Here is a 5,318-nt window from a genome sequence, read left to right on the forward strand (position 1 = left end):
TGGATAGAGCGTTGCCCTCCGAAGGCAAAGGTCACACGTTCGAATCGTGTCGGGTGCGCCACTCTTCTCAGCTGTCGTATTGATTCCGGTGCTCCAAGGATCGCCCATGGCCGTCGGGGGTGCGTGAAATTCGGCGGCACCACCGAATCAACAGCGATAAACTTCAGAAAACCTTGTTATTTCCGTGGGTTATTCCCACGCGGCGCGGCCTGGACTTAGCCTGCACGCTGAGCCGAGATGATCGGCGCCTTGCGATAGATGCCGCGGGCGCCCGGCGTTGTCTCCAGCTTATCCGTCAATCCCAGGATCGTCTCGGCGCTGCCAAGAAACAGCGAACCGTCGTCGGCGAGCGCCGCCGCCAGGGACTCCAGCACGCGGCGCTTTCGCTCCGGATCAAAGTAGATCAGCACATTGCGGCAGAAGATGATGTCGAAGACGCCCATGCCCGTCGTGCCCTTCAGCAAATTGTGTGGGCGGAACGTGACCATGCGCGCGATCGATTCTGTTATCTTCCAGGCGCCGCCTTCGTCCCGGAACCACCGCTGCAGCCGTTCCGGCGTCAAGCCCCGTCGCACCTCGAAATCGCTGAACACCCCGGCGCGGGCCTTCGCGAGAATGGGCTCGGAGAAGTCCGTGGCGATGATCTCGATGCCGCGCAGGACCTGGGGGTTGGCCAGTTCGTTGAGCGCGATGGCGAGCGAATAGGGCTCCTGGCCGCTGGAGCAGGCCGCGCACCAGATGCGAAGCGGCCGCGGCGGATTGCGGCCGGCCAGCAGCTGCGGCAGCACTTGAGTCTTGAGCGCTTCAAACGGCGCGCCATCCCGGAAGAACGAGGATTCGTGGGTCGCCAGCGCGTCCACGCAGCGCTGGATGAGCCGGTCGGGCGCCACCTTGCGGATAAGGGCCAGGAGCGCAGCTACGTCGGCGAGCCCTTCGGTGCGGGCGATCGAGTCCAGCCGGCCGCGCACAAGGTAGGCCTTCTCAGGCCCCAGGACGAGGCCGGAGCGTTCGTGGACGAGCCGGCAGAAGTGGTCGAACTCGAGGTCGATCATGTGGTCACGGCCATGGTCATTCGAACCCAGGGTCCGATTTCATCGAGTGGTAGAATGCGCTCGGCCCGACCGGTATTGGCCGCCGCCCCCGGCATGCCCCAGACGATGCTGGTGGCCTCGTCCTGCACCGCGAAACGGCCGCCGGCGTCGGCGAGCGCGACACACCCCTTCGCGCCATCCGATCCCATGCCCGTGAGCATCACGCCGACAAGCCCTGCGCCGTAGACCGAAGCCAGGCTGCGGAACATGGGATCCACTGCGGGCCTGCAGAAGTTCTCGGGAGGATCCTGATTGAGGTGGATCGTCGGCCCCTGGCGGCCGGCGCCGACGGTCATATGCCAACCGCCCGGAGCCACATAACAGCGTCCCGGCTCGACCCGTTCCCCCTCCTGGCCCTCCCGGCAGGGCCGAAGGCCAACGCGCGAGAGTTGCTCGGACAGCAGGGCCGTGAAGGTCGCAGGCATGTGTTGCGTCAGGAAGATCGGCTGCTCGACCGCGCCGCGCAGCGCCTCGAACAGTTTGAGGAGCGCCGGTGGCCCGCCGGTGGAAGCTCCGATGGCGAGCGCGGTGGGAGTCACGCGGCGCGCCGGACGGAACGAAGCCCCCGCCGCGGTGGCGAGGGCCGCGACCGGTGTCACCGAGCGCGTGGCGGGCCCGAGCGCCTTCACCTTCGCAATGAGATCCCGCTTGAACTCATCGGCCGAACCCAGACTGCCCTCCGGCTTGGCGATACAGTCCGAGGCGCCGAGTTGAAGCGCGCGAAGACTGACTTCGGCGTTCCGGCGGGTCAGCGTCGAGGCCATGACGATCTTGAGGTGAGGCTGGGCCGCGAGCATGAGCGGAAGAGCGGTCAGGCCATCCATCACCGGCATTTCGACGTCGAGAACAACGACGTCCGCCGCGCAACGGCCGAGCATATCCAGCGCCACCTGACCATTATGCGCCGAGCCGACGACCTTGATCTGGACGTCGGTTTCGAGTTGCCGCGAAACCAGCCCGCGAACGATGGCGGAATCATCCACGACAAGGACGCGGATCGGCGGGATGGACGGGGCTCCCAGCGGGCCGCGCGGTGCGACGTCTACCGTCATCTTCTGGGCATCCGCCGGATCAAGACAGAGTAGCTGTTCATCTGGAATCTCGATGTCTATATCGATTTAAAGCGGATTATTCATAGTATAATTTTCGTATATATTGTATTGTAAAAGTATACTTCTTGATGGTAGGCTGACGCGGAAGCGTAGATGACTCGTCAGCCAAGCCCACCAAGTCACATCGCCAGTTGCGCGGCGTCTTCTTCAGCGAAATGCTTCGTCAGGCCGACGACAAGCGCCTGGATCAGGGTTTCGCTGGATATCGGTTTTGTCAGGTGATCATCGGCGCCAGCTTCGAGCGAAGCCAGCACGTGTTCGCTCGAGGCGTGAGCGGAGAGCGTGTAGATCGGTGTCCTCAGCAGATGAGCCGACCGCTCGTGTTCGCGAATGCGGCGAATGGATTCCAATCCGTCCATGCTGGGCATCTGCACGTCCATCAGGACGAAATCGAAACGTGAATTCACGTAGGCGTCGAGAGCTTCCAGGCCGTTTTCCACGAGGGTGACGTCGGCGCCGACCGCGCCCAGGATCAGCTGCTGAACGCGCCGATTGATGGGGTTGTCTTCCGCCACCAGGATGCGGATCCCCCCCAGCGTAAACAGCTCGGGCGGGTCATCGTCTACCTGGGGGCTCACCTGATCGCCGGCCAACCCCTGAAGTTCGAGGCTGAGCGTGAAGCATGCACCCTCACCGGGCGTGGACCGCGCCACCAGCGCACCGCCCATCATCTCGGCAAGCGACCTCGAAATCGCCAGTCCAAGCCCCGCGCCTCCGTGACGGCGCGTCATGGAGCCATCGCCCTGTTCGAATCGGTCGAACAGGCGCTCGCTCATCTCCATCGCGAAGCCGGGCCCCGTGTCGGTCACGTCAATGCAGAGCCGGTCGCCATCGGAATTGGCTTCCGAACGCAAGCCGACCGTGACCGAGCCGGCGTCGGTAAATTTCACCGCATTGGACACCAGGTTGCTCACGATCTGGCCGATGCGAACGCTGTCGCCCAGATAGGCCTTACCGTTGGCGCCCTCGAAGGCGATCGACAGGCCCTTCTCCGCGGCGGGACGCCTGAAGGCGTCCATCGCCGTCTGAATCGTATCGTCCAGGCGGAATGCGCCGAGGCGCAACTCCAACTGGTCGCCCTCGATCCTGGAGATGTCGAGGACGTCGTCCAATAGCGCCGCAAGGTTCCTTCCCGACGTCTGGATGAGGCCGACCATCTCGTGCTGTTCGAAATCCAGCTCGGAAAGGTTCAGTACGCTGGCCACACCGACCACGCCGTTCAAGGGCGTGCGCAGTTCGTGGCTCATATTGGCGAGGAACTGGCTTTTGGCCCGGCTGGCCGCCGTCGCCTCCCGGCGTGCATCGTCCATCTCATGCAGGGACAGCCGGTGTTCGCATTCGTTGGACGCCAGCGCCGCCAGCATACCGAGCTTGTCGATCAGGCCGCGGTCTGGGGCCCTTGGGTGGTCCGAAATGACGCAGACCGTCCCGATCCTTTGACCTCGAACAGTCATCGGCGCGCCGGCATAGAAGCGGATATGGGGTGCGCCAAGCACGAGGGGGTTGCCCGAGAACCGGGGGTCGGCCGCAGCGTCGGCCACCCACATGACACCCTCTTGCGCAATGGCGTGGGCGCAGAAGGCATCCTCGCGCGGGGTCTCCGATGTCTCAAGCCCAAGCTTCGCCTTGAACCATTGGCGATGGACGTCGACCAGCGACACCATGGCAATCGGTGTCCCCGCGAGGCTGGAGGCCAACGCGATGATGCTGTCGAACGCAACCTCGGGCGGCGTGTCGAGCAACCCGGTCGCGCTCAGGACCGCCAAGCGCGACTCCTCCGCTCCCGTCGAGGCGGCAGGAACCTGTCCCACGGTCTTTGTCAGCTGTCTCTTGGTCGCCATGTTCATTCCAATTCACCCCGCGGCCGGTGGCCGGCCGCGGGCGCAAGGCCTAGTTGGCGAGGAAGCTTTCCATCTCGGTGCTGAGCGCTTCAGCCTGGACCGCCAGTTCGGCGGATGCGTTGAGAAGCTCGCCCGACGCCTCGCTGGTCTGGCCGACAGCTTCGCTCACGCCCGAGATGTTCAGGGACACCTGTTCCGTGCTGGTGGCGGCCTCGACCACGTTGGCCGAAATCTCTGCGGTCGCGGCGGACTGCTCCTCCACGGCGCTGGCGATCGCCGAGGCGATGTCGGCGACCTTACGGATCGTGTCCGCGATTCCCTGGATGGCCGTCACCGAGGTGGCGGTGGCGGTCTGCATGGCGGAGACCTGGGAGGAGATCTCGTGCGTGGCCTTGGCGGTCTGGTCCGAAAGGCTTTTGACCTCCGAGGCCACGACGGCGAAACCCTTGCCGGCGTCGCCGGCCCGGGCGGCCTCGATGGTGGCGTTGAGCGCCAGCAGCTTGGTCTGGCCGGCGATGTTGTTGATCAGGGTGACCACGTTGCCGATCTTCTGCGCCGCCTCAGCCAGGGTCTGTATCGACGTGCTGGTCTTATCGGTCTCCGCCACCGCCTGCTGGGTGATCATGGTGGACTGGCTGACCTGGCGCGCGATCTCGCTGATCGACGCCGACAGTTCCTCGCCCGCCGCCGCCACGGTTTGCACATTGGTTGAGGCGACCCGGGACGCTGTCGCAACCGATCCGGCCTGGCGGGTCGCCTGCTCGGCGGTGCGTGCCATGGCCTCCGCCGTCGCGCGCATCTCAGACGCCGCAGAGGCGACGATGCCTGAGATCTGCTGCACCCGCTCGGCGACCTTGCGCTGTTCGGTGATGTCGGTGGCGTATTGCACCACCTTGAACGGACGTCCGCTGGAATCGAGGATCGGGTTGTAGCTGGCCTGAATCCAGACCTGCCGGCCCCCGCGGGCCAGGCGCATGTACTGCCCCGCATCATACTCACCGCGCCCGAGCTTGTCCCAGAAGAGACGGTATTCGACCGACTGGGTGTAGGCTGGATCGAGGAACATGCTGTGCCGATGGCCGACGATGTCCTCCAGGCGATAGTCGAACGTCTTCAGGAAGTTCTCGTTCGCGTGAATGATCTCTCCGCCCATCGAGAATTCGACGACGGCCTGGGCCTTGTTGATCGCCAGAAGCATGCCCTCGTGCTTGCGGGCCTCCGTGACGTCGTCCCACTCGAGAATGTTGCCGACGTAGGCGCCGGCATCGTCGAGG

At 64.6% G+C, this 5,318-nt stretch carries 4 protein-coding genes; all 4 read right to left on the bottom strand.

Going from position 1 to position 5,318, the window contains the following annotated elements; translation table 11 throughout:
* Positions 1–215: 215 nt before the first annotated feature.
* A complete protein-coding gene (locus QZV94_RS22780) occupies positions 216–1,052 on the bottom strand; it encodes a protein-glutamate O-methyltransferase CheR (protein ID WP_293682408.1) in 837 nt (278 codons plus the stop codon).
* On the bottom strand, positions 1,049–2,143 hold the full coding sequence (locus QZV94_RS22785) for a chemotaxis response regulator protein-glutamate methylesterase (RefSeq protein WP_293682410.1): 1,095 nt from the start codon (positions 2,141–2,143) through the stop codon (positions 1,049–1,051). Before QZV94_RS22785 ends, QZV94_RS22780 begins: the two co-directional genes overlap by 4 nt.
* 179 nt (positions 2,144–2,322) lie before the next feature.
* Positions 2,323–3,969 carry a GAF domain-containing hybrid sensor histidine kinase/response regulator gene (locus QZV94_RS22790; RefSeq protein ID WP_293682412.1) on the bottom strand — a complete coding sequence of 549 codons (1,647 nt, stop codon included), beginning with the start codon at positions 3,967–3,969 and terminating at the stop codon, positions 2,323–2,325.
* Positions 3,970–4,093: 124 nt separating this feature from the next.
* On the bottom strand, positions 4,094–5,318 hold a 1,225-nt coding region (locus QZV94_RS22795; protein ID WP_293682414.1), incomplete at its 5' end, for a methyl-accepting chemotaxis protein.

This window comes from uncultured Phenylobacterium sp. (genome assembly GCF_902826855.1).
GTDB lineage: Bacteria > Pseudomonadota > Alphaproteobacteria > Caulobacterales > Caulobacteraceae > Phenylobacterium.

Bases quoted from the DNA above. Each gene is read 5' to 3' on its own strand.
- QZV94_RS22785 (WP_293682410.1), bottom strand. From the start codon at position 2,143: ATGACGGTAGACGTCGCACCGCGCGGCCCGCTGGGAGCCCCGTCCATC.
- QZV94_RS22780 (WP_293682408.1), bottom strand. From the start codon at position 1,052: ATGATCGACCTCGAGTTCGACCACTTCTGCCGGCTCGTCCACGAACGC.